Annotated in this window: 18 protein-coding genes and 1 pseudogene; 10 read left to right on the top strand and 9 right to left on the bottom strand. The window is 71.8% G+C overall.

The window, feature by feature from the left end; all coding sequences use genetic code 11:
• Positions 1 to 353 precede the first annotated feature (353 nt).
• The 6 genes from efeU to M2157_RS43325 all read left to right on the top strand — a co-directional run bounded on the left by efeU (position 354) and on the right by M2157_RS43325 (position 6,729).
• Entirely contained in the window at positions 354 to 2,384 is a 2,031-nt protein-coding gene (gene efeU, locus M2157_RS43350; protein WP_280867926.1) for an iron uptake transporter permease EfeU, read from the top strand.
• A gap of 38 nt (positions 2,385 to 2,422) precedes the next feature.
• On the top strand, positions 2,423 to 3,694 hold the full coding sequence (efeB, locus tag M2157_RS43345; protein WP_280855667.1) for an iron uptake transporter deferrochelatase/peroxidase subunit: 1,272 nt from the start codon (positions 2,423 to 2,425) through the stop codon (positions 3,692 to 3,694).
• A gap of 106 nt (positions 3,695 to 3,800) precedes the next feature.
• Complete coding sequence (locus tag M2157_RS43340; protein ID WP_280855668.1) at positions 3,801 to 4,601, top strand: GNAT family N-acetyltransferase; 801 nt, start codon at positions 3,801 to 3,803, stop codon at positions 4,599 to 4,601.
• A gap of 95 nt (positions 4,602 to 4,696) precedes the next feature.
• Positions 4,697 to 5,689 carry a dihydroxyacetone kinase subunit DhaK gene (gene dhaK / locus M2157_RS43335; protein WP_280855669.1) on the top strand — a complete coding sequence of 331 codons (993 nt, stop codon included), beginning with the start codon at positions 4,697 to 4,699 and terminating at the stop codon, positions 5,687 to 5,689.
• A gap of 37 nt (positions 5,690 to 5,726) precedes the next feature.
• Positions 5,727 to 6,326 (top strand): dihydroxyacetone kinase subunit DhaL, encoded by a 600-nt coding sequence (dhaL, locus tag M2157_RS43330; RefSeq protein ID WP_280855670.1) that lies wholly within the window; start codon positions 5,727 to 5,729, stop codon positions 6,324 to 6,326.
• Complete coding sequence (locus M2157_RS43325) at positions 6,319 to 6,729, top strand: PTS fructose transporter subunit IIA (protein WP_280867925.1); 411 nt, start codon at positions 6,319 to 6,321, stop codon at positions 6,727 to 6,729. The genes dhaL and M2157_RS43325 overlap by 8 nt, the downstream gene beginning before the upstream one ends.
• Before the next feature lie 37 nt (positions 6,730 to 6,766).
• Here M2157_RS43325 and M2157_RS43320 read toward each other — a convergent pair whose 3' ends face one another.
• A complete protein-coding gene (locus M2157_RS43320; protein ID WP_280867924.1) occupies positions 6,767 to 7,405 on the bottom strand; it encodes a TetR/AcrR family transcriptional regulator in 639 nt (212 codons plus the stop codon).
• 161 nt (positions 7,406 to 7,566) lie between these two features.
• On the opposite strand from M2157_RS43320, the gene M2157_RS43315 reads away from it, so the two are divergent.
• Positions 7,567 to 8,328 (top strand): glucose 1-dehydrogenase, encoded by a 762-nt coding sequence (locus M2157_RS43315; RefSeq protein WP_280867923.1) that lies wholly within the window; start codon positions 7,567 to 7,569, stop codon positions 8,326 to 8,328.
• 15 nt (positions 8,329 to 8,343) lie between these two features.
• Here M2157_RS43315 and M2157_RS43310 read toward each other — a convergent pair whose 3' ends face one another.
• Positions 8,344 to 9,039, bottom strand: coding sequence for a glycoside hydrolase family 75 protein (locus tag M2157_RS43310; RefSeq protein ID WP_280855672.1), 696 nt, complete (start codon positions 9,037 to 9,039; stop codon positions 8,344 to 8,346).
• A gap of 348 nt (positions 9,040 to 9,387) precedes the next feature.
• Between M2157_RS43310 and M2157_RS43305 the strand changes: the two genes are divergently transcribed.
• Together M2157_RS43305 and M2157_RS43300 are read left to right on the top strand one after the other, a co-directional pair.
• Positions 9,388 to 10,377, top strand: coding sequence for a fibronectin type III domain-containing protein (locus M2157_RS43305; RefSeq protein ID WP_280867922.1), 990 nt, complete (start codon positions 9,388 to 9,390; stop codon positions 10,375 to 10,377).
• Positions 10,378 to 10,544: 167 nt separating this feature from the next.
• Positions 10,545 to 11,096, top strand: coding sequence for a hypothetical protein (locus tag M2157_RS43300; protein ID WP_280867921.1), 552 nt, complete (start codon positions 10,545 to 10,547; stop codon positions 11,094 to 11,096).
• Positions 11,097 to 11,124: 28 nt separating this feature from the next.
• Here the strand turns inward: M2157_RS43300 and M2157_RS43295 are convergent, their stop codons facing one another.
• From M2157_RS43295 to M2157_RS43285, 3 genes and pseudogenes are all read right to left on the bottom strand, one after another.
• Positions 11,125 to 11,667 carry a PadR family transcriptional regulator gene (locus M2157_RS43295; protein ID WP_280855675.1) on the bottom strand — a complete coding sequence of 181 codons (543 nt, stop codon included), beginning with the start codon at positions 11,665 to 11,667 and terminating at the stop codon, positions 11,125 to 11,127.
• Between the two features lie 22 nt (positions 11,668 to 11,689).
• The gene (locus M2157_RS43290) at positions 11,690 to 13,705 is read right to left on the bottom strand and encodes an NADPH-dependent 2,4-dienoyl-CoA reductase (RefSeq protein WP_280867920.1); all 2,016 of its coding nucleotides are present in this window, start codon (positions 13,703 to 13,705) and stop codon (positions 11,690 to 11,692) included.
• Positions 13,706 to 13,813: 108 nt separating this feature from the next.
• Positions 13,814 to 13,969, bottom strand: a pseudogene (locus M2157_RS43285) (transcriptional regulator); the annotation flags it as partial.
• A 117-nt stretch (positions 13,970 to 14,086) separates the two neighbouring features.
• Between M2157_RS43285 and M2157_RS43280 the strand changes: the two are divergent.
• Entirely contained in the window at positions 14,087 to 14,245 is a 159-nt protein-coding gene (locus M2157_RS43280; protein ID WP_280867919.1) for a hypothetical protein, read from the top strand.
• Positions 14,246 to 14,261: 16 nt separating this feature from the next.
• Here M2157_RS43280 and M2157_RS43275 read toward each other — a convergent pair whose 3' ends face one another.
• From M2157_RS43275 to M2157_RS43260, 4 genes are all read right to left on the bottom strand, one after another.
• Complete coding sequence (locus tag M2157_RS43275; RefSeq protein ID WP_280855678.1) at positions 14,262 to 14,630, bottom strand: hypothetical protein; 369 nt, start codon at positions 14,628 to 14,630, stop codon at positions 14,262 to 14,264.
• 106 nt (positions 14,631 to 14,736) lie between these two features.
• On the bottom strand, positions 14,737 to 15,006 hold the full coding sequence (locus M2157_RS43270) for a DUF3040 domain-containing protein (protein WP_280855679.1): 270 nt from the start codon (positions 15,004 to 15,006) through the stop codon (positions 14,737 to 14,739).
• Positions 15,007 to 15,027: 21 nt separating this feature from the next.
• Positions 15,028 to 16,263 (bottom strand): cation:proton antiporter, encoded by a 1,236-nt coding sequence (locus M2157_RS43265; protein WP_280867918.1) that lies wholly within the window; start codon positions 16,261 to 16,263, stop codon positions 15,028 to 15,030.
• 175 nt (positions 16,264 to 16,438) lie between these two features.
• Entirely contained in the window at positions 16,439 to 17,314 is an 876-nt protein-coding gene (locus tag M2157_RS43260) for a hypothetical protein (protein WP_280867917.1), read from the bottom strand.
• Positions 17,315 to 17,359: the final 45 nt, after the last annotated feature.

The raw sequence follows: 17,359 nt of genomic DNA, 5'->3' as shown, positions 1-17,359 counted from the left end.
CGTGATGGTCATCGGGCGGCGTCGCCCAGCCGGCCTCCGGTGGTGGTGCCATCCAGGGCAGGGCGAGGAGAACGGCGCCCGCCGGAATGCCGGCCCAGAAGGCGGCCGTCGGTCGGCTCGGGGTGGTGAACGCGCGCTGTCGGCGCCCTCTGCTCAGTCCGAGCCGCGCGCCGCACATCCCGATGACGGCGATCTTTGCTGCCCCATTGCGCTGACATGACCGGATAACTGCTGATCCATGACCGGACAGCGGCATACCCGCACGCATGATGGTCGGCGTAGGTAAGGCGTGCCTTCGCTAACCAAACGACGTCGGCGGCCGAGGACAACTGTCAGGAAGGGTCGCCGCAGCCATGTGGGACGACGCGTTTCCGAGCTTTCTCATCGGGCTGAGGGAGGGTCTCGAGGCCGGGCTCATCGTCTCCGTTCTCATCGCCACGCTGGTGCGGTCCGGTGCCCGGTCCCGGCTGCCGCAGGTGTGGACGGGCGTCCTGGCCGCGATCTCCCTCGCGCTGAGTTTCGGCGCGGTCTTGACCTTCACCGCCGCGTCCCTGTCCGCGACCGCCCAGGAGGCGTTCGGCGGTGCGCTGAGCGTGGTGGCCGTCGGGTTCGTCACCGCGATGGTGTTCTGGATGCGCCGCTCGGCGCGCACCTTCTCCAGTGAGATCCGGGAGAAGGTCACCGGAGCGCTGGGCATGGGGGCGGGCATGCTGATCGTCACCTCGTTCCTGGCGGTGGGCCGCGAGGGCCTGGAGACCGCGCTGTTCCTGTGGACCACGGCCCGCGCGGCAGGCGAGTCCGCGGGCCCGCTGACCGGCGCCGGGATCGGCCTGGTCCTCGCGGCGGGCCTGTGCTGGGCGCTGTACCGCCGCGTCCTGCACATCAACCTGACGAAGTTCTTCACCGCCACCGGTGCCGTCCTCATCGTGATCGCGGCCGGTGTGCTCGGGTACGGGCTGCGCGACCTCCAGGAGGGCAGGGTGCTGCCCGGCGGGACGTCGTACGCCGTCGATCTCGGCGCCGGCGTGGACGCGGGGGCCTGGTACAGCACCCTCGTGCAGGGCGCGTTCAACCTGACGCCGACCATGACCTGGCTGCAGGTGGCCGGGTACGCCGGCTATCTCGCGATCGTGATGACGCTCTTCCTGCGCGGCGCACCGACCCGGACGGCGGAGCCCGCCCCGAAGGCACGGAGGACGAAGCCCGCCGGTCCGGCGCCCGCTCGCGGTCGCCCCGCCTGGGTGGTGCCCGTCGCGGTCGTCGCCGCACCCGCCGTACTGGCGGGCGCAGCCGTCGCCCTCGGTGGTTCCCGGCCCGCCGGTGCCCAGACCGTGGCCGTGTCGGCGACGGACTGCGGCAAGGGCTTCACCGCGCCGAAACCCGGGCGGCGGACCTTCCAGATGCGCAACACCGGTGACAAGACCTCCGAGGTGTACCTGATCGACCCGGGCACCGGCGCGGTCTACGGCGAGGTCGAGGGCCTCGCTCCCGGCACCACCCGTGACCTGGTGGCGACCGTCGCGGGCGGCACGTACGCCTGGCGCTGTGTGCCCAGCAGCGGCAAAGCGGTCACCTCCCGCGCGGTGCGGGTCACCGGTGGCGGTGGGACCACCGCGGTCGTGCCCGTCTCCGCCCACGACCTCGCCGGGCCACTCACGTCGTACAAGGCGTACGTCAACCGGGGCCTGACCACCCTCGTCGCCCGGACCCGCCGGCTCAGCGACGACATCGCGGCCGGCCGTCTCGGTGCGGCCCGCACCGACTGGCTGACCGCTCAGCGCACTTACGCCTCGCTCGGTGCCGCCTACGGGACGTTCCAGGACTACGACCAGAAGATCGACGGAAGGCCCGACGGGCTTCCCGGTGGAGTGCACGACAAGGCCTTCACGGGCTTCCACCGGATCGAGTACGGACTGTGGCACGGCCAGAGCGCGAGCGAACTGACCGCGCCCGCAAAGGAACTCGCCGCCGACGCCGCCGGACTGCGCAAAGCCTTCCCCGCCCAGGACTTCGACCCCGGCGACCTCCCCCTGCGCGCCCACGAGATCCTGGAGAACACCCTCCAGTTCGAACTCACCGGCGACGCCGACCAGGGCAGCGGCACCGAACTCGCCACCGCCGACGCCAACCTCACCGGCACCCGCGAACTCCTCACCGTCCTGCGGCCGTTGCTGACCACCCGTGCCCCGCACCTGCTCCCCACCGTCGACGCGGACCTCGCCCGGCTGCAGAAGTTGCTCGACTCCGCGCACCACGGCGGGAGTTGGACCCCGGTCGACCGTCTCGGCGCGACCGCGCGGGCGCGGCTGAACGGAGCCACAGGGCAGCTCCTGGAGGACCTCTCGCCGGTGCCGGACCTGCTGGAGATCAGGAAGTCCGCGTGAAGACCCACGACCACGATCGCCCCGAAGGGAACCACCCCATGCCGTCCACCGAAGCATCAGGCTGTCCCGCGGGCGCCGGCCGCCGCTCCTTCGTGAGGACGGCCCTCGGTGCCTCAGCCGCGGGCGCGGCACTGGCCGGCGGCGCCTTCGCCCTGAGCGCGAGCGGCGGCACGGCCGAGGCGCAGGCCGCGGACGCCCCCGGCGCCGCGAAAGTGCCCTTCCACGGCGCCCACCAGGCGGGCATCCTCACCCCGGCACCGGCCGCGGCCACCTTCGTCTCCTTCGAGGTCATCACCGACGACCGCGCACAACTGGCAGACCTGCTGAGGACGATGACGACACGCGCCCGCTTCCTCACCTCCGGCGGCGCCCCGGCCGACCTCGGAGTCGGCGCCCCGCCCTCCGACAACGGCATCCTCGGCCCGGACGTCCCCGCCGACGCCCTCACGGTCACCGTGGGTGTCGGAGCCTCGCTCTTCGACGACCGCTACGGCCTGGCGAAGGCGAGGCCGCGCCGCCTCACTTCAATGCGGACCTTCCCCAACGACAACCTTGACCCGGCCGCCTGCCACGGTGACCTGTCCCTGCAACTCTGCGCCGCCCGCCAGGACACGGTGCTGCACGCACTGCGCGACATCGCCAAGCACACCCGAGGCGCGATGCAGATCAAGTGGCGCGTCGACGGCTTCCAGAACGTCCCCCGCCCCAGCGGCGCCCAGCGCAACCTCCTCGGCTTCAAGGACGGCATCGCCAACCCGGAGGTGACCTCGGCCCGTGAGATGAACCGTCTCGTGTGGGTCGGCGCCGGGCAGGGCGAGCCGGCCTGGGCGACCGGCGGCTCCTACCAGGTCATCCGTGTCATCCGGATGCTCGTCGAGTTCTGGGACCGGGTCTCGCTGTCCGAGCAGGAGCTGATGTTCGGCCGCCGCAAGGACACCGGCGCCCCGCTCGACGGTGCCAAGGAGACCGACGTCCCGCGCTACGCCAAGGATCCGCACGGCACCGCGATACCCCTCGACGCCCACATCCGCCTCGCCAACCCGCGCACCAGCGGGACCGACAACTCCCGCATCCTGCGCCGGGGTTACAACTACGACCGCGGGATCGACAACGTCGGCAACCTGGACATGGGCCTGGTGTTCTGCTGCTACCAGCAGGACGTACAGCGCCAGTTCGAGGCCACCCAGACCCGTCTGATCGACGAACCCCTCGTCGACTACATCTCCCCGACCGGCGGCGGCTACTTCTTCGCCCTGCCCGGCGTCCGCGACTCCACCGACTGGCTGGGCCGGGAACTGCTCACGACGTGAGGTGCGGCTCGGCCCGGCGCATGCCGTCCCGCTGAACTTCCGGGCGATGACAATCGTTGTATCCGGCGCGGAACATCGCGCACACGACACGACGAGGGGGTTTGCGGTGACGGAACGGGCGGCCGCGGTCGAATCGGTGGCTCAGCTTTCCACGGTCTGGCGGGCCATGGTGCTCGACCGCGACAAGGACGCGGACGTACGGGAACTCCCAGGTGTCACCGTCCGCTGGGCGGACTGCCGCTTCGCCTTCTGGAACGCGGTGACACTGACCGAGGCCGGTGCGGACGCGGCGCTCCTCGAACGGCGTATGGGTCAGGCGGCGGACATCATGCGGTCCAAGAAGCAGCCCGGCTTCCTGTGGCTCTTCGAGGACCTGCTCGCGGACGACGCGCGCGCGGCACGGGAGGAGGCGGCACAGCGAGCCGGACTGGCCCACGCCTTCCCCGGCACCGGGATGGCCGGCGACCTGCTGCCGATCCCCGAACCCCGGCATCCGGACCTGACGTTCGAGCGGGTGACCACCGACGAACACCTGCGGGCCTACGCGGACCTCAACTCGCGCGCCTACGGCTTTGCCTTGGAGGAGGGCCGGGACGGCCTCGTCGGCTCGACGCTGTGGAAGAAGGAGGTCTACGCCTACCTGGCCCTGCGCGACGGTGTCCCGGTCGCCTGTGCCGCGACGGTCGAGGCGGAAGGCCGGCTGTTCGTGCTGCTCGTCGCCACCGATCCGGACGCGCAGCGCCGAGGATACGGCGAGGCGGTGACGCGCAAGGCGCTGTACGAGGGTGCCCGGGCCACCGGACTGACCCGTGCCACTCTGCACGCGACCGTCGCCGGAGCTCCGGTGTACCCGCGGATCGGCTTCGAGCCGAACTCACCGATGCACTTCTACGGACTGGCGGACTGACCCGCCGACGGCGCCGTCGGCTACTGGCCACACTGGTTCTGAACTGTTAGAACGCAGACCACGAGCCCATCTGCCATCCTGACCCGGAGGAACTCATGAAGATGCTGATCAACGTCCCGGAAACCGTGGTCGCGGACGCCCTGCGCGGTATGGCGGCCGCCCATCCCGAGTTGACCGTGGATGTCGAGAACCGTGTGATCGTACGGCGGGACGCCCCCGTAGCCGGGCAGGTCGCCCTGATCTCCGGTGGCGGCTCGGGGCACGAGCCGCTGCACGGCGGTTTCGTCGGACCCGGCATGCTGTCCGCGGCCTGCCCGGGCGAGGTGTTCACGTCCCCGGTGCCGGACCAGATGGTACGGGCGGCGGCCGCCGTGGACAGCGGGGCCGGTGTGCTGTTCATCGTGAAGAACTACACGGGCGACGTGCTGAACTTCGACATGGCTGCCGAACTCGCCGAGGACGAGGGCATTCAGGTGGCGAAGGTCCTGGTCAACGATGACGTGGCGGTGACCGACAGCCTCTACACGGCCGGTCGGCGGGGCACCGGCGCCACGCTGTTCGTGGAGAAGATCGCGGGCGCCGCGGCGGCGGAGGGGCAGCCGCTGGAGCGGGTGGAGGCGATCGCCCGGCAGGTCAACGAGAACTCCCGGAGTTTCGGCGTCGCGCTGAGCGCCTGCACCACGCCCGCCAAGGGCAGCCCCACCTTCGATCTGCCGGCCGGCGAGCTGGAGCTGGGGGTCGGCATCCACGGCGAGCCCGGCCGGGAGCGGCGGGCGATGATGACCTCGCGGGAGATCGCCGACTTCTCGGTGCACGCGATCCTGGACGACATGAGCCCGCGCAATCCCGTCCTCGTCCTGGTCAACGGCATGGGAGCCACCCCGCTTCTGGAGCTGTACGGCTTCAACGCCGAGGTGCAGCGGGTGCTCACCGACCGCGGGGTCGCCGTCGCCCGCACCCTGGTCGGCAACTACGTCACCTCGCTCGACATGGCCGGCGCCTCGGTCACCCTGTGCCAGGTGGACGAGGAGCTGCTGCGGCTGTGGGACGCGCCGGTAAAGACGCCGGGGCTGCGCTGGGGAGTGTGAGCAAGCGATCAACGTACCGACCACGCAAGGAGATCCAGTGCTCGACGCCGACTTCTTCCGCCGTTGGATGACGGTGACCGCCGCCTCCGTCGAACGCGAGGCGGAACGTCTCACCGCCCTCGACTCCCCCATTGGGGACGCCGACCACGGCAGCAACCTTCAGCGGGGGTTCACCGCGGTGGCCGCGACCCTGGAGAAGGAGGCTCCGGACACTCCGGGGGCGGTCCTCACCCTTGCCGGACGGCAGCTCATCTCGACGGTCGGCGGTGCTTCGGGGCCTCTGTACGGGACCCTGCTGCGACGGACCGGCAAGGCACTCGGCGACGCCGGCGAGGTCAGTGAGGAGCAGCTCGCCGAGGCGCTGCGGGCGGGGGTGGAGGCGGTCATGACGCTGGGCGGGGCCGCCCCGGGCGACAAGACCATGATCGACACGCTGGTGCCGGCCGTCGATGCGCTGGGTACGGGCTTCGCCGCGGCCCGGACGGCCGCCGAGCAGGGAGCCCTGGCCACCACGCCGTTGCAGGCCCGCAAGGGCAGGGCGAGTTATCTCGGCGAGCGCAGCATCGGACACCAGGATCCGGGCGCGACCTCGGCCGCCCTGCTGATCGCCGCGCTCGCGGAGGCCTCAGGTGAGTGACGGGAAGCTGGTCGGAATCGTGCTGGTGTCGCACAGCGCGGAGGTCGCCGCGTCCGTCGCGGAGCTGGCGAAGGGGCTCGCGGGCGGTGGCGCGGAGGTGCCCGTCGCGGCGGCCGGGGGCACCGAGGGCGGCGGACTCGGTACGAGTGCGGAGCTGATCGCCGGCGCCGCCGCGGCCGTGGACCGGGGGGCCGGGATCGCCGTTCTGGTCGACCTCGGCAGCGCGGTGCTCACGGTCAAGGCGCTGCTGGCGGAGGGCGACGAACTCCCGGACGGCACCCGCCTGGTGGACGCTCCGTTCGTCGAGGGGGCGGTGGCCGCGGTCGTCACGGCGGCGACCGGAGCGGACCTCGCGGCGGTGGAGGCGGCCGCCGCGGAGGCGTACAGCTACCGGAAGGTCTGACAGCCCCCGCCAACGCCCCCTGTCCGACTCCACATCCCTATCCGACCCCTCCCGCAGCGACGGCGAGGGCCGCGCGCAGGGTCTCCATCAGCTCGGTCTCCGCCGTCGCACCGTCGGTGCCCGTGTCGGCGGTGCGCCACGCGTGGTGCTCGACCGCCGCGCGCAGGGCCGCGTTGAACATCGCCGCCTGGATCGTCGGTTCGAGTCCGTCGGCGGGGAGTCGGGCGCGCTCGGCCAGGCCGCGGGCGAACGCCGGCTCCGCCTCGTCGTACGTCTGGAGCCAGACGGCGCGCAGGCCCGGCTCGGTGCGGGTCAGGCGCACCAGGTCGCGGACCGTGGCCCGTTCGAGTCCGCCGATGACGCCGATCTCGGTCGCCAGGGTCCGGTCGAAGAGCCGCTCCAGGGGCTCGTCCGGCCCCCACTCCCGCAGCAGGGCCGCGATCAGCTCGATGCCCTCCGAGAACAGCGGGCTCACGCAGCTCTCCTTGCTGGGGAAGTAACGCCACACGGTCCGCGCGGAGACGCCGACGGCCTGTCCGATCTGTTCACCGGTGGTGGCCGCCACGCCCTGGGTGACGAACAGCTCCACGGCGGCGCGGGCGATCTCCAGCCGTATCTCGGCCCTGCGCTCCTCGGTGAGGGGCGGTCGTCCCGTGCGTCCGCGCGCTGTGGTCATCAGGTCCTCCGGCTCCGGTGATCACGGTGATCACGTGTCCCGTGCTCCCGGAAATTCTCCCTCACCATTTTATGTCACTCACCGACATTAAGTCGTATGGTGGCGACAGCGCAGGGCGGAGCGCTCGCGCGGGACCGGGCACTGACCGACGGGAGCACCCCATGGCCGGAGAATTCGAGGGACGCGGCGTCATCGTCACCGGAGCGGGTTCGGGCATCGGGCGCGCGACAGCGCTGGCGTTCGCCGCCCGGGGCGCCCGGGTCCTGGTCGCGGACCTCAATGCCGTGGCCGCGGAGACCGTCGTCAAGGAGATCGGCGAGGCGGGCGGCACCGCGGTCGCCGTCACGGGCGACCTCAGCGAGCAGACCGTGGTGGACCAGGTGACCCGAACGGCCGTGGAGCGGTTCGGCGGCGTGGACGTCCTGGTGAACAACGCCGGGATCATGGACCGGATGTCGGCGCTCGCGGACGTGAGCGACGCGGAGTGGGAGCGGGTCATACGGGTCAACCTGACCGCGCCGTTCCTGCTCACCCGGGCCGTGCTCCCGCACATGCTGGCGGCGGGCAGGGGCGCGATCGTGAACACCGCCTCCGAGGCGGCCCTGCGCGGCAGCACGGCGGGCGCCGCCTACACGGCCTCGAAGCACGGGATCGTGGGCCTGACGAAGAACCTCGCGGTGATGTACCGCAAGCAGGGGATCCGCGCGAACGCGATCGCCCCGGGCGGTACCGCGACCTCCATCGTGGTGGACGCCGACCGGGAGGCCCACGGCCCGGCGGCGCTCGGCCCGCACTTCGTCAATGCCGGCCGCCTGGCCGAGCCCGAGGAGCAGGCCGCCGCGATCGTGTTCCTCGCCTCGGACGCGGCGAGCAACATCAACGGCGTGGTCCTGCCCGTGGACGACGGCTGGTCGGCGGTCTGACGGATTCGCCCCGCCTCATCTCCCTGCGAACAGTCTCGCCAGCCGCTCCCCCGTCGCGACGGCGGCGGCATGGTCCTCGATCGGCTTCACCTGCGCGTCCTTGAAGACGATGTAGGTGACGCCGGAGGGCGCTCCGCCGCCGTGCGGATCGGGACGGATCCCGAGGGCCTTCGCGGTGGCGTAGGACGCCTCGCCGATGATGTGGCCCGGGCCCACGTCCCCGACTACGGCGTACTGCACCCGGTCCCCGTACACGACGGCCGCGACCGCGCCGCCGCGCACCCCGTGCTCGCGGTAGTCCCAGATCCCGCTCGCGGCCGGTACCACGATGTACGGCAGGCTGTCGGCGCTCAGGTAGCGGCCGTCGGACTGCTGGTAGGCGGTGGAGTCGGAGAACAGCGGGTCGGTGCGGCTGTTGCAGTGGCTGCCGGGCCGGCCGTCGCAGTCGATGTCCATGTCGGCCTTCCAGAAGACGGCCTCCCGGGTGCCGCAGACCGGGATGGTCGCGGCCGTGCCGTCGTCACTGCGGTAGCGGCCGCGTGAGACGGGGGCGCACTCCCGCACCCTGGCCAGGAGGTCGGCGGCCTCGACGGCGCCCTCTCGCCGCACCGCCGACTCCGTCCGGGTGGCGGCGAACTGCGTGGCGGGGGACGTCGTCGGGGCGAGCAGAGCGGCACTTGCCACGGCCAGCGTCAGCGACTGGACACGCACGATAGGGGACCCTCTCCTGGGAGGCATCGACGAGCACGCAGCCCAATCTGATGCCGTCTCAACAATGCGGCCACCGTAAGGGGTCCGGACGGGGCAGGGACCGAGGGCCCGAGCCCTCGACGGACCCGGGCCCCCCGGCCACCCGTACGGCGCGGGGACAGCGACGACAGCAGCCCGCGCCACCAGCACGAACTCCCTTTTCCTGCTGGAGAGTTCGGCCGTGAAGACCCTCAGCATACGTAACCCGCCCGAGCCGGCCCACACGGTCCGCCCTCTTGATACGAACACACAGCGGCGCCATATTGGTCCGGACCATTGCAGTGATGTCCTCACCGGGGAGGCAGCGACGTGCCCGTTCCCCTACGACGTTCCGGGCTGCTCTGCGCACTGCTCGCGCTGCTCACCTCCTGCGCGTGGGGCGGGACCGACGATGTCGAGAGCGGCCGGCTGCCCGCCGCACCCGTGGGTGTCACCGCCGCCGCGGGCAGCGCGACCAGCGTGCACGTGATGTGGAACGCCGTGTCCTCCGAGGCGGGCATCCACGGCTACGAGGTATATCGCGGCACTACGAAGGTCGAGGATGTGCCGGGTTCACAGCACATGGTGGATGTCACCAGGCTCAGGCCCGCCACCCCGTATGTCTTCAGCGTGCGGGCCCGCGACACGGAGGGACGCCTCGGCCCACCCAGCCGGGAGGTGCGGGCGACGACTCCGGCGGCCACGGCGGCGGACCGTTCCGCCCCGACCCGCCCCGGCGAGCTGCAGGGCCGGACGGCGGGCAGCCGGGCCGTCCAGCTGACATGGGCCGCCTCGGCGGACGACGGGGACGTGGTGTCGTACGACATCTATCAGGGCGATACGAAGATCCACAGTGTGGGCGGCAACCAGACGGCGGCCGTGGTCTCCGGGCTGCGTCCGGGCACCCGCTACTCCTTCACCGTCCGGGCCCGGGACGCGGCCGACAACCTCTCGCCGGCCGGGGACAGCGTCCGTCTGACCACGCCGGGCAGCGACGACGGCCGGGCCACGGCGCCGGCGGACTTCCGTGCGGCCACGCGGCGGGAGGCCGACGGCGCCTACTACCTCGACCTGGCCTGGGCGCCGCCCGAGACGGACGGTGTCGTCACGGAGTACCAGGTCCACCTCGACGGCAGGGCGGCCACCTCGCTCGTGTTCGGCGGGACGCCTCCGCGCGGGAGGGCGACGTACAGCTTCTATCTGGGACGCGAGGCCGGGCAGAGCCACCGGGTGCGGATCAGGGCCCGGCTGCCCGACGGCACCTGGGGCGGACTGTCGGCCGAAAGGACGGTGACGACGGGCACCGCCACGGACGGGTGACGGCTCCTCACGTCTGCGCCGGACGAGGGAACCCGTCACCTGCCCGGCGGCGCTCCGCATGCGGCCCGGCCCGTATGCACGTTGGCTCTCCCTGAGGCAGCACGGCCCTTCCCCCACCTCGGCGGCGCCACGGATGTACCGCCAACCGTGCCGCCGGAGGGCAGTCCATGCGCACTACTCAGCCACTTCTCCGCTCCGGCCTGACCGTCGCGGCCGTCGCCGCGCTGCCGCTCGCCCTGACCGCCGGGCCGGCCGCCGCCGCGCCGGGCATCTCCGTGAGCACCTCCGGATCAACGGTCTCCGTCACGACCACGGCATGCTCCCGCACCGCGCCCACCGGCGGCTGGGGCACCGCCTCGCTTCTCACCAGCAGCCAGGCGAACTTCAGCCAGGGCCGCCAGGCGGCCCTGTCGGGAACCACTTCGCTGCAGTCCGCGGCCTGGTCGAACGTGAGCCCCGGGACGTACACCGTCATCGTGAGGTGCGCCTTCAACAACAGCACGGCGGGCACCCAGTCGATCATCGTCTCGGGGGCCGCGACGCCCACGATCTCGGCGACGGCCACGGCCTCCCCGTCCCGCGGTGTCATGGGCGGCCTGGGCGGCGGCACCAAGGACTACGGCACCCTGACGCTGGCGGTCGGCGGCGGTCTGGTGGCGGTCGGCGGGGTGGCCGCGGTCTGGTTCCTGCGCCGCCGGTCACGGCCGTACCGCCTCTGAAGGCGCGGCCGTACGCCCCTGGAAACCTTCAGCTGTCCGGGAGTCCGGCGAACTCCTCCAGTGCCTCGGTGAGCCACTGCGTCCAGAAGGTCTCCAGCTCGATGCCCGCGCGCAGGACCAGGTGCTGAAGCCTGGCCTGCGCGCCGTCGTTCCCGGGCGGGAAGTCGCGCTTCTCGATCTCCTCGTACTCGGCCAACTGCCGCCGGTGCAGGTCGAGATGGCGGCGCAGGTCTGCTTCGAGGCCCTCCGTACCGACGACGGCCGCCGCGCGCAGCCGCAGCAGCAGCGTGTCCCGGTGCGGCTTGGGGTCCTGCGCCGCGGCCGTCCAGCGTTCGAGTTCGGCGCGGCCCGCGGGCAGGACCTCGTAGCTCTTCTTCTGCCCGCGGGTCGGCTGGGCCGCGGGCAGGGCCCGGATGAAGCCCTCGGCCTCGAGTTTTCCCAGCTCGCGATAGATCTGCTGGTGCGAGGCCGACCAGAAGTAGCCGATCGACCTGTCGAACCGACGGGTCAGGTCCAGCCCCGCCGACGGCCTTTCGAGCAGAGCGGTGAGGATCGCGTGCGGGAGTGACATGGGGTCATCCTAGGGACGCCCTTCAGAGGGCGGCCGCGACCTCGGTGCCCTGCTTGATCGCCCGCTTGGCGTCCAGCTCGGCGGCCACGTCGGCCCCGCCGATCAGGTGCGCGCTGCGGCCCGCGGCGACGAGCTCCTCGTACAGGTCCCGGCGCGGATCCTGCCCGGTGCACAGCACGACGGTGTCGACCTCCAGGACCGTGCTCTCCTCGCCGACGGTGACATGCACTCCGGCGTCGTCGATACGGTCGTAGCGCGCACCCGGGACCATGGTGACGCCCCGGTGCTTGAGCTCGGTGCGGTGGATCCAGCCGGTGGTCTTGCCGAGCCCGGCACCGACCTTGCTGGTCTTGCGCTGGAGGAGGTGCACGGTGCGCGGCGGGGCGGGGCGTTCGGGGGCCGCGAGTCCGCCGGGTGCCGTGTAGTCCATGTCGACGCCCCACTGGCGGAAGTACGTCTCAGGGTTCTCGTGCGCCTTGTCGCCGCCGTCGGTGAGGAACTCGGCGACGTCGAAGCCGATGCCCCCGGCGCCGAGGATCGCCACCCGGTCGCCGACAGGGGCGCCGTCGCGCAGGACATCGAGGTAGCCGACCACGCTGGGGTGGTCGACGCCCGGGATGTCGGGAGTGCGCGGGGTGACGCCGGTGGCCACGACGACCTCGTCGTAGGCGGACAAGTCCCCCGCGTCCACGGGGGTGTTCAGCCGTACGTCCACGTCGTGGGCGTCCAGCTGGTGGCGGAAGTAGCGGATCGTCTCGTCGAACTCCTGCTTGCCGGGGACCCGGCGGGCCACGTTGAGCTGGCCGCCGATCTCGCTCGCGGCGTCGAAGAGCGTGACGTCATGGCCGCGTTCGGCGGCGGAGACGGCGCAGGCGAGTCCCGCCGGGCCGGCTCCCACGACCGCCACGCGTTTGCGCAGCCGGGTCGGGGCCAGCACCAGCTCGGTCTCGTGGCAGGCGCGCGGGTTGACCAGGCAGGAGGTGATCTTCCCGCTGAAGGTGTGGTCGAGACAGGCCTGGTTGCAGCCGATGCAGGTGTTGATGGCCTCGGGACGGCCCTCGGCCGCCTTGTTCACGAACTCCGGGTCGGCGAGCATCGGGCGGGCCATCGACACCATGTCCGCGTACCCGTCGGCGAGCAACTCCTCGGCCAGTTCGGGGGTGTTGATGCGGTTGGTGGTGACGAGCGGGATCGACACCTCGCCCATGAGCCGCTTCGTCACCCAGGTGTAGGCGCCGCGCGGCACCGAGGTCGCGATGGTGGGGATGCGGGCCTCGTGCCAGCCGATGCCGGTGTTGATGATCGTGGCCCCGGCGGCCTCGACGGCCTTGGCCAGCGTGATCACCTCGTCCAGCGTCGAGCCGGCCGGGACGAGGTCCAGCATGGACAGCCGGTAGACGATGATGAAGTCCTCGCCGACGGCCTCGCGCACCTGCCGCACGATCTCCACGGGGAAGCGCATGCGGTTCTCGTACGACCCGCCCCAGCGGTCGGTGCGGTGGTTGGTCTGCGCGGCGATGAACTCGTTGATGAGGTAGCCCTCGGAGCCCATGATCTCCACGCCGTCGTAGCCGGCCTGCCGGGCGAGGCGGGCGGCGCGGGCGTAGTCGCCGATGGTCCGCTCGACCTCGGCGTCGGTGAGCTCGCGGGGCGGGAAGGGGCTGATCGGCGCCTGGAGGGGGCTGGGGGCGACCAGGTCCTGGTGGTAGGCGTACCGGCCGAAGTGCAGGATCTGCATCGCGATCCGGCCGCCCTCGCGGTGCACGGCCTCGGTGATCTGCCGGTGCTGCTCGGCCTCCGCGTCGGTGGTGAGCTTGGCGCCGCCCTCGCCGGGCCGCCCCTCCTCGTTGGGCGCGATGCCGCCGGTGACGATCAGGCCCACTCCCCCGCGCGCTCGCTCCGCGTAGAAGGCGGCCATGCGCTCGAAGCCGCGCTCGGCCTCCTCGAGGCCCACGTGCATGGAGCCCATCAGGACGCGGTTGGGCAGCGTGGTGAAGCCCAGGTCGAGCGGGTTCAGCAGGTGCGGGTAACGGCTCATGGGGCCCCTCCGTCGCGGTCTCGTGCCTCTCTGTTGTAGAGGACCGCACCATCTTTATGCAACTAGTTGCACAACCGGGGAGGGGTGATCCGAACCACGTCGGTGACCTCAGGTGTACGTGTTCTTGTCGGCGGCCTCGTCGGAGTGCGCAGCGTCCGCGGCGAGACTCCCGAGCAGGGAGAGCGCCTGCTCGGACGGGCTGCCCGGATCGGCCTGGTAGACGACCAGCTGCTGACCCGGAGCACTGTTGACGGTCAACGACTGCGCGACCATGGCGGCCGTCGCCCACCTCACGCGCAATCTGCGCGCCGAACTCGGGCCGCGCGGCGTCCGCATGAGGAACATCAGCCCGGGGTCACCTCCACCGAGCTGGGCACGGGCATGCGGGACGCCGAGACACGCGCGTCCCTGTCCCGCATGCGCACCGACCTCGATCCCCTGACCGCGCCGGACATCGCCGAGGCCATCGCCTTCTCGGTCGCGGCCCCGCCGAGCGGCAACGTCGCCGAGACGGTGGTGGTGCCGGTGCGGCGGGGCTGATCAGACCAACAACCCGTCAACGGCTCTCGAGCCGCACATGCAGCTCCCGCTCCTGATCTCCCGACGCGGACGCGAGGTCCCGCACCGTGAACATCGAGTCCAACGTCGTCCGAAGCCTCTCGATGGCCCAGTAACCTCCCTGCGCATCGGCCTCGACAGAGGACGACAACGGTGCCGGCGGCGGACATGAACGCGCTTCCGTCACCTCGAACGTCCCCAGCCACACCATCGGCCGCGACTCATGGAGCTGCTGCGGCACCTCGTCGGTACCCCGGTCGGACTCGAAGCACGCGGCCAGCGTGTCGAAGACGATCCGGGCGTCCTCCTTGCTGCAACCGCTGATCTCCAGGGAGACGGACTCCTCGTGTGCTCGCTCACGATCCATCGTGATCGCTCCTCTCATGGCGATGACCGGACCGCCGGGTTCCCCGCGAACCGCGCCACACCCTCAGAAAAGCACCACCTTTCGCGGAGCACTACCGGCGGCGGTGTCAGCGAGGCGGGCGATCGCGGTGCGGGTCGAACAAGGGAACGGCGATACCGGCGAGCACCAGACCCGCGGCCACGAGAATGCCCTCGGGCAGAGCCATCCCCGCGGCCAGGAGGGTCACGGCGACGGCGAGGCTCCCCCAGGCGCGGGTGCGCCGGTACTCGCGGGGCCGGGCGGGGCGGCCCGACCCCAGGGCGCGGGCGAACCGTGGGTCGTCACGCTCCAGCCGTGCCGCGAGATCGACCAGGTGTTCGTCATCGGGCTGGCGCATGACTCCTCCTTCGCAGGGGCCCTACCGTTCGGCGTCGGCGCCCACCGCGACCGAAACCGGCTCCGGTGTGACGTCGTCCCCCTGCTCGCGGGCACGACGTGACCCCAGCACCCGGGCCAGCAGCTGGGCCCGCCCCGCGGCCACCGGGCCGAGAACGGCCAGGACAAGGACATACCCGGCGATGAACGGCGCCAGACGTGCGTCGAGCCCCGCGCCGGCCGCCATCGCGCCGAGGATCAGGGCGAACTCCCCCCGGGCCACGAGGGTCGTGGCGATGTCGGCCGCGGGGTGGGCGCCGTAGCCGTAGAGACGGGCGACGAGCAGGCCGGCGACGACGTTCATCACGACGGTCACGGCCGCCGCGGCGGCTACGGGTCCGGCGACGGACGTGACGACTCCGGGGTCGATGGACAGCCCGAAGGCGAAGAAGAAGATCGCGGCGAAGGCGTCGCGCAGCGGGTGCACCAGTCGGCGGATGCGGGGGCCGGAGGGTGTGCCGGCCAGGATCAGGCCCACCATGAAGGCGCCGATGGCGTCGGCGACGCCGAGGACCTCGGAGACTCCGGCGACGAGGACCGCGGCGCCGAGGAAGCTGATGACCAGGAGTTCGTTGTCCCGGACGTGGATCAGCCGGCCGATCCAGCGCGTCCCGTACCGGGCGGCGACGGCCAGCACCAGCAGGAACCCGAAGGCCTTGCCCGCCTGCAGGAGCACCTCCATCGGTCCGCGCGCGCCGCTGACGACCGGCTGGAGCGCGGCGAGGTAGAGCGCGAGGAAGATGTCCTCCACCACGATCACGCCGAGGATCAGCCGGGTCTCGGGGCGGCCGATCCGCCCCAGGTCGATGAGGATCTTGGTGACGATCGCGGACGAGGAGATGCCGAGGACCCCGGCGAGCACCAGTGCCTCCCGGGTCCCCCAGCCCAGGGCGAACCCGAAGCCGAGACCGGCGCCGACGTTCGCCAGGAGGTAGATGCCGCCCGCGGCGAGCAGGCGCCTGCCGCCGGTGCGCAGGTCGTCGACGTGGAACTCCAGGCCCAGGTAGAACAGCAGCAGCACCAGGCCGAGCGCGGAGAGCATCTCGAAGTCGTGCGCGTCCTCGACGAGGACGAGGCCGGGGGTGTGCGGGCCGAGCAGAATACCGGCGAGCATGAACAGCGGGATGGTCGGCAGTCCGATCCGGCCGCCGAGGCGGGCGAGGAACGCGGCGGCCAGGAAGGCGCCGCCCATGGCGAGCAGGGTGTCAGCGTGTCCCATGGTTCACCTCCCGCGAGGGCGCAGAAGGACGTGCGGGCTGTGCTTCACGGGGATGGATGCGAGAACTCCCTTTGTGTGTCGGGGATGTTCGTGTCACCGTCGCATCCGGCCGCGGGGCCCCGCCATCGGTGCCGACCCTCATTTCCGCGAGGGTCGGCACCCGCCCGTGAGGGGCTCAACTCCTGGTGAAGCGGTACGTCTTGCTGTCCGTCAGCACACAGAAGCCCGGTGAGACGACGATCACACGCAGGGTTCCGGTACGGCGGTCGTAGTCGATGCCCTCCGCCTCGAACCCGCCCGAGCAGGAGCTCCTGAGGGGCAGTTGGCGCAGCGCCGTGACATGGCCGGTGACGTTCGCCGAGCCGGTCGGGGCGGCGGACAGGTCGATCTGGAGGAGCGGCTTGGTGTAGCCGAAGAGCGTGCCCGCGGGGTCGTCGGAGGAGCACAGCAGCCGGGTGGCGCTCAGGAAGTCGCAGCCCTGTACGTCGCGGACGGCGTGGTCGAGGGTGACGGTGGCCGCCTGCGGAAGGTTCGCCGAGGGCGAGGTGCTCGCGTTGACGCCGGGCGTGGGGAAGACCAGGAAGCGGCTCATGGTGCCGTACTCGCCGGAGAGCATCCACTGTCCGTCGGGCGAGATCGCGACCCAGGAGTTGTTCAGCGCCTCCCCGGAGCTGAGGGTGTGGACGTACTCGGACCAGGTGCCGTCCGGCGCCTGCACCCGGAACATCTTCGCGGTACCGGAGTCGGCCTGGTAGGGCTCGATGTAGTGGCCGTCGTAGGAGGCGTCGGGGTCGCCCACGTGGTTCCAGCCGCGGCTGGAGACGCCGATGGGGATGGTGCCGATGCCGGTGTACCGGTTGGCGGCTCCGGCGGGGACCTCGACCGAGGTCAGGCCCTGGCTCTCGGTGAGCGGGTTGGCCCGGTCGGAGCCGGTCTCCGTCCAGGTGTCGGCGGCGGAGGCCGGCGGGGCGGCGGCCAGGAGGGCCGTCGCGGTGAGGGTGACGAGGGCGGCGAGGAGCGCGTGACAACGCTGTCTGGCGCGCAGGGGCATGAAGGACTCCTGAGGCTCCTGGGGCGGAGGTGAGGTGGGTCGGCG

This window comes from Streptomyces sp. SAI-127 (assembly GCF_029894425.1).
Taxonomy (GTDB): domain Bacteria; phylum Actinomycetota; class Actinomycetes; order Streptomycetales; family Streptomycetaceae; genus Streptomyces.
The sequence above is the reverse complement of the archived record's forward strand: the minus strand, read 5'-3'. Positions and strand labels throughout refer to the sequence as shown.

What these genes read in the sequence shown, in the direction of transcription:
- efeU (WP_280867926.1), top strand. Translation starts at nt 354, where the DNA reads ATGTGGGACGACGCGTTTCCGAGCTTTCTCATCGGGCTGAGGGAGGGT.
- efeB (WP_280855667.1), top strand. Translation starts at nt 2,423, where the DNA reads ATGCCGTCCACCGAAGCATCAGGCTGTCCCGCGGGCGCCGGCCGCCGC.
- dhaK (WP_280855669.1), top strand. Translation starts at nt 4,697, where the DNA reads ATGAAGATGCTGATCAACGTCCCGGAAACCGTGGTCGCGGACGCCCTG.
- M2157_RS43320 (WP_280867924.1), bottom strand. Translation starts at nt 7,405, where the DNA reads ATGACCACAGCGCGCGGACGCACGGGACGACCGCCCCTCACCGAGGAG.
- M2157_RS43315 (WP_280867923.1), top strand. Translation starts at nt 7,567, where the DNA reads ATGGCCGGAGAATTCGAGGGACGCGGCGTCATCGTCACCGGAGCGGGT.
- M2157_RS43300 (WP_280867921.1), top strand. Translation starts at nt 10,545, where the DNA reads ATGCGCACTACTCAGCCACTTCTCCGCTCCGGCCTGACCGTCGCGGCC.
- M2157_RS43295 (WP_280855675.1), bottom strand. Translation starts at nt 11,667, where the DNA reads ATGTCACTCCCGCACGCGATCCTCACCGCTCTGCTCGAAAGGCCGTCG.
- M2157_RS43290 (WP_280867920.1), bottom strand. Translation starts at nt 13,705, where the DNA reads ATGAGCCGTTACCCGCACCTGCTGAACCCGCTCGACCTGGGCTTCACC.
- M2157_RS43280 (WP_280867919.1), top strand. Translation starts at nt 14,087, where the DNA reads ATGCGGGACGCCGAGACACGCGCGTCCCTGTCCCGCATGCGCACCGAC.
- M2157_RS43275 (WP_280855678.1), bottom strand. Translation starts at nt 14,630, where the DNA reads ATGGATCGTGAGCGAGCACACGAGGAGTCCGTCTCCCTGGAGATCAGC.
- M2157_RS43270 (WP_280855679.1), bottom strand. Translation starts at nt 15,006, where the DNA reads ATGCGCCAGCCCGATGACGAACACCTGGTCGATCTCGCGGCACGGCTG.
- M2157_RS43265 (WP_280867918.1), bottom strand. Translation starts at nt 16,263, where the DNA reads ATGGGACACGCTGACACCCTGCTCGCCATGGGCGGCGCCTTCCTGGCC.
- M2157_RS43260 (WP_280867917.1), bottom strand. Translation starts at nt 17,314, where the DNA reads ATGCCCCTGCGCGCCAGACAGCGTTGTCACGCGCTCCTCGCCGCCCTC.